The sequence below is a fragment of the Shewanella sp. SG41-4 genome (assembly GCF_014164505.1).
Classification (GTDB): Bacteria; Pseudomonadota; Gammaproteobacteria; order Enterobacterales; family Shewanellaceae; genus Shewanella.
Window position 1 is genome coordinate 1 of sequence record NZ_JACJFI010000255.1, and the last position, 5,418, is coordinate 5,418.

Sequence of the window (5,418 nt, forward strand, 5' to 3'; positions counted from 1 at the left end):
CCAAGCAGCTCAAAACCACAAGAACACGTAGAAAACAGTAATAAAAATCAACAACATATATGGACACTACGCAACGGCCAGCCCATTGCCATTGAAGTGACCACGGGTTCCAGTGATGGAATTAATACTGAAATCACTGCTGGCGACATTGAAATAGGCATGGAATTAATTATCGATACCATCAGCAGCAAATAGTGAAGGATATCATGCACAATCAACAACAACCCTTGATTGAGCTCAGGGGTGTAACCAAAGTTTATGGCTCAGGACAAGCTGAAATGAAAGCACTGGGCGGAATAAATTTAACCATCGAACGAGGCGAATTTGTCGCGGTGATGGGCCCTAGTGGATCCGGTAAATCAACTTGCATGAATGTGCTAGGTTGTCTAGATACCCCCACGGCAGGCAGTTATAAGTTTGATGGTATCGATGTCGGTTCATTAACTCGCGATCAATTAGCACTACTACGACGCAACTATCTCGGTTTTGTGTTTCAGGGATTCAATTTACTCAACAGAACATCTGCGCTGGAAAATGTCGAACTACCACTTATCTATCGAGGCATGCAAACGGCCGAGCGTCGTGAACATGCATTAAATGCACTTAAAGTAGTCGGCCTTAACGGCTGGGAAGATCACACTCCAGAAGAGTTATCTGGTGGCCAACAACAGCGAGTAGCAATTGCCCGCGCGATAGTGACTCAGCCCTCGGTGTTATTAGCCGATGAACCCACGGGGAATCTGGATTCGTCGCGCAGTCGAGAAATCATGGAACTGTTAAGCTCGTTTAATCGTGACCAAGGCATCACCATTGTAATGGTGACTCATGAGCCAGACATGGCAGCATTTGCCAAACGTCAGATCCACTTCCTTGATGGTTTAGTCGCTCATGATGCCAACAACCAAGGACACAGCTGATGTTATGGAATGCTTTATTATTGGCTATGCGAGAAATTCGTCGCAATGTGATGCGGTCATTTCTTACGGTTTTGGGTATTGTCATTGGTGTAGCGGCGGTGATTATTATGGTCACTATCGGTGGTGGTGCAACACAACAGGTAACACAACAAATATCGAGCTTGGGCAGTAATCTGTTAATGGTCTCACCCGGTCAGCGGATGGGGATGGGTCAACGCTCTTCAGCATCGGCATTTCGTCTCGATGATGCTGAAGCAATCAGCAGAGAAATAAGCAACATCAGCGCAGTTGCTCCCTCCGCATCGCAGAGTGTTACAGTCGTTTTCGGCAATGAAAACTGGAGTACCAGTATTAGCGGTTCAACCAATCAACTTTTTGAAGCCGGAAACTGGCAATTTAAATCAGGGCGTCAGTTTGTCGAAAGTGAATTACGCGCCGGCAAGGCTGTTTGCATAATAGGTGAAACAGTTCGCAAGGAATTGTTTGGGGAACAAAACCCAATTGGACAAAAAATCCGCCTAGAAAAGCTGTCATGTGAAGTCATAGGGCTGTTGGCTTCCAAGGGCCAATCAACCATGGGAATGGATCAGGACGATTTGGTGGTGATCCCGTTACGCACTTTTCAGCGACGTCTCGCCGGTAATCAGGATGTCAGACTGATCCAAATATCAGTTAAAGATGGCGTATCAACCCAGAAAGTAGAACAATCTGTGACTGAATTGCTGCGTGAACGTCGCCATATATCAGCCAATGAAGATGATGACTTTTCGGTAATGGATCTCAAAGAAATCGCCAATATGCTCAGTGGTACAACACGAGTGTTAACTATGCTACTCGGTGCCGTTGCGGCAGTAAGTTTGCTGGTGGGCGGCATTGGCATTATGAACATCATGTTGGTGTCGGTCACTGAGCGCACACGAGAGATCGGCATTCGCCTAGCCATCGGCGCACTTGAACGAGAAGTCCTGCTGCAGTTTTTGGTCGAAGCCATTGTGCTGTCTTCGCTCGGTGGCATCGTCGGTATTATATTGGCATTGGCCGGCTCTGTTGCGCTGGCAAATTTAATACAAGTGCCGTTTGTATTTAACATGAGTATTGTGGTGGTATCGTTTCTATTCTCTGCAGCTGTAGGCGTCATCTTTGGCTATTTCCCTGCCCGTAAAGCCGCGCAACTTGATCCAATAGAAGCCTTGCGTCATGAATAACCTTTATCCTGAAAGTAGATCCACATTAACAAGCTTCAAAGGTTTTATTAGGGATTATCAGCGCGAGATAGATTCAGCAGGTAGGCTGCAATGTTGCTGTCATTAATTACATATTAAATAGTCAAAGTATTAATGAATCTAACAACAAAAAGTCATCATCCACTCACGATCGAAGCAATAATCAATAGGCTGGCAGTTAAGACACCAATATATCCATTTGTAAAATCAACTACTCAATGCAATACAGTACTGCGGCTTTACTCACATTCACAGTGGGTTATGTATTCTGACTATAAAATCAGAATCATTTATTTAACCACGATCTTAAGGCTAAAAGTGAATTGTGCTACTGGAGCTAATAGTCAATATTGGCACTTATTTTAGTAAAACAACTCATAATCTGACCACTCAGAAGTGCTTTACGGACAATACCGGAACAGCAGTGCTACTATGGTTAATCACCTAAATAGATTATCGTTTGTGTTGGCTATGTCATCATCCATTACCTGTAGCAACTGAAGGTAAATAAAGGTATCTGAGGTAACTAAATACCTCAGCAAGCGCGATATATTCGACCACAATAATGGCGGCCGAAATTATAACGTTTACTCTTATGATAACTAAATAGACATTAACAATATTCCAGTCACCACAACTAGCAGGCCAATTAATGACAGCCGAAGTACTCGAAATTCAGGGCTTTATTGCTCAGCACGCCCCTTTTGATCAGCTTCCAGAACAAGTCTTAATTGACGTTGCTAAAAGTGTTGAGATTTCTTATTACCGCACAGACAGCATGATCGTTAACTTTAATGACAACATTAAAGAGCTATATATGATCCGCAGCGGAGTCGTTGAGTTATATCGCCGTAAAGGTGAACTTTATAATCGACTAGATCAGGGGCAGTTATTCGGCCAAATGGGATTGTTAACCAATAATAAGGTGCGTTTCCCTGCCAAAGCGGTAAAAGATACCCTGGTATACTGTATTCCTGAGTCTGTATTCACTAGTTTGTGTGAGAATTATGACGATTTTGCAGATTTTGTTGAGGCTGAGGATACCACTCGTTTAAAACAAGCTGTAAAGGGTAAAACCGATGATGCAAATGCACTGACCACCTCCAAAGTAACAACCTTGGTGACTAGAGAGCCAATGGTTCTATCCTGTAATAGCACCATACAAGCTGTGGCCAAAATCATGGCTGAACAAAACATTTCTGCGGTATTAATTAATGATCCTGATATAGATGATCAACAAGATAGTAGTTTCGTTGGCATAATTACCGAACATGATCTCTGCGCTAAGGTCGTTGCTGCCGGGATAAGCGTTGATAATCCTATTTCACAAGTCATGTCGACTAATTTAATCTCACTGGATCATAACGCATATATTTTTGAAGCGATGTTACTTATGCTGCGCAATAATATTGATCATCTGCCCATTCTCAAAAACAAAAAACCAATTGGTTTAATTGAAGTTGCGGATATCATTCGCTACGAATCGCAAAATAGTTTGTTATTTGTAAGCAGCATCTTCCAGCAAAAAAGTTGTGAAGATTTAGTCCTGCTGTCTGCACAGTTGAAAAACTGTTTTGTGCGCATGGTTAATGAAGACGCTAATTCACATATGGTCGGGCGGGCAATGTCTGAAATCGGCCGTAACTTTAAACAACGTTTGTTAGAACTTGCAGAAGAAAAGTTTGGTACACCGCCTGTTCCTTATTGCTTTTTAGCACTGGGTTCGATGGCCCGAGACGAGCAGCTTATGGTGACCGATCAAGATAATGCCATTATCCTTGATAACAGCTACAACGTTGCGTTACATGGTGGGTATTTTGAAAAGCTAGCTGACTTTGTTTGTGATGGCTTAGCTGCTTGCGGATACAGTTACTGCACTGGTGATATTATGGCAAGTAACCCTGAATACCGTAAAACACGCGCCCAGTGGGAAGAATGTTTCGGTGACTGGATAGAAAATCCCAACCCACAAGCTTTATTAAACTGCTCTATTTTCTTTGATCTTACGGGTGTTTATGGCCGAATCAAATGGGCGGAACAACTTAATGCATTTATCTTAACCAAGGCCAAGAAGAATAATCGCTTTTTAGCCTGTTTAGCACACAATGCCCTTAACCGAAAACCACCACTGGGATTCTTTAAAGATTTTGTGATGGAAAAAGATGGTCGTCATAATAACTCTATTAATTTAAAACGCCGTGGTACAGCTCCATTGGCAGATTTAATCCGAGTACATGCCTTAGCAATCGGCTCGCAATCGCAAAACTCATTTGAACGTTTAGAAGATATTATCGACGCGGGTATTCTGCCCACATCCAAAGGCGAAGATTTACAACATGCTATGGAGCTTATCTCTCTGGTACGTTTGCGTCATCAGTCAACCGATATAGAGTCTGGAATTGAGCCCGATAACAATATTGAGCCGGAAAGTATGTCTGACTTTGAACGACGCAACCTTAAAGATGCCTTTTTAGTGTTAAGCAATGCGCAGAACTTTTTGAAATATCGTTACAGTTCTAACAAACTTTAAAGGTTAACTCATGACTAATTTCAATAACCAGGCGATTTTAAACTGGCAAGCCTTTTTAGAATTAAAAGTGCAGAACAGTAAAGATAGACGTTTGCATGATTTTTACCATGCGGGAACCTATCACAATGAAACACCGTTAAGTGATATTGAGTTTGTCGCATTGGATTTTGAAACTACAGGTTTGGATTCACAGAAAAACAGCATCATTAGTATTGGCCTAGTGCCATTTACCTTACAGCGTATTTTCTGCCGAAAAGCAAAAAAATGGTATCTCAACCCTAAAGATAAATTACAAGAAGACTCTATTATTATTCACGGTATCACCCACTCAGATTTACAAGGTGCACCCGATATTTTGTTGATTTTGGAGCAGCTTTTAAATGAACTAGCCGGAAAAGTTGTAGTGGTACATTATCGGCATATTGAACGTGATTTTCTCGATCACACTTTGCGCATGTTGATTAATGAAGGCATTATGTTTCCGGTTATCGATACCATGCAGATTGAGGCTAATGTGCAACGAGAAAAATCGCAGGGTTTCTTCAGTTTCTTTAAAAGAAAGCGTACAGAATCAATTCGGCTTGCAAATAGCCGCGAACGTTATCACTTACCTGCTTACGCACCCCATGATGCATTGACCGATGCGATAGCCACCGCTGAGTTACTGCAAGCTCAAATTAAATATCATTTTAACCCTGACACTGCGATTAAAAATTTGTGGTTATAAAGTTTAGCTAACCACAAATTT

The 5,418-nt window shown here is 42.1% G+C and carries 4 protein-coding genes and 1 pseudogene; all 5 read left to right on the forward strand.

The window, feature by feature from the left end; translation table 11 throughout:
* Positions 1–195 (forward strand): annotated as a pseudogene (locus tag H5202_RS17435) (efflux RND transporter periplasmic adaptor subunit); the annotation flags it as partial.
* An 11-nt stretch (positions 196–206) separates the two neighbouring features.
* Positions 207–917, forward strand: a complete 711-nt coding sequence (locus H5202_RS17440) for an ABC transporter ATP-binding protein (RefSeq protein ID WP_182773197.1) — start codon at positions 207–209, stop codon at positions 915–917.
* Positions 917–2,122 (forward strand): ABC transporter permease, encoded by a 1,206-nt coding sequence (locus tag H5202_RS17445; RefSeq protein WP_182773198.1) that lies wholly within the window; start codon positions 917–919, stop codon positions 2,120–2,122. The genes H5202_RS17440 and H5202_RS17445 overlap by 1 nt, the downstream gene beginning before the upstream one ends.
* A gap of 670 nt (positions 2,123–2,792) precedes the next feature.
* A complete protein-coding gene (locus H5202_RS17450; protein WP_182773199.1) occupies positions 2,793–4,670 on the forward strand; it encodes a putative nucleotidyltransferase substrate binding domain-containing protein in 1,878 nt (625 codons plus the stop codon).
* A gap of 10 nt (positions 4,671–4,680) precedes the next feature.
* Positions 4,681–5,397, forward strand: coding sequence for a 3'-5' exonuclease (locus H5202_RS17455; protein WP_182773200.1), 717 nt, complete (start codon positions 4,681–4,683; stop codon positions 5,395–5,397).
* Positions 5,398–5,418 lie beyond the last annotated feature (21 nt).

Excerpts from the sequence above, each read along its gene's own strand:
- H5202_RS17445 (WP_182773198.1), top strand. The coding sequence starts at position 917 with ATGTTATGGAATGCTTTATTATTGGCTATGCGAGAAATTCGTCGCAAT.
- H5202_RS17450 (WP_182773199.1), top strand. The coding sequence starts at position 2,793 with ATGACAGCCGAAGTACTCGAAATTCAGGGCTTTATTGCTCAGCACGCC.
- H5202_RS17455 (WP_182773200.1), top strand. The coding sequence starts at position 4,681 with ATGACTAATTTCAATAACCAGGCGATTTTAAACTGGCAAGCCTTTTTA.
- H5202_RS17440 (WP_182773197.1), top strand. The coding sequence starts at position 207 with ATGCACAATCAACAACAACCCTTGATTGAGCTCAGGGGTGTAACCAAA.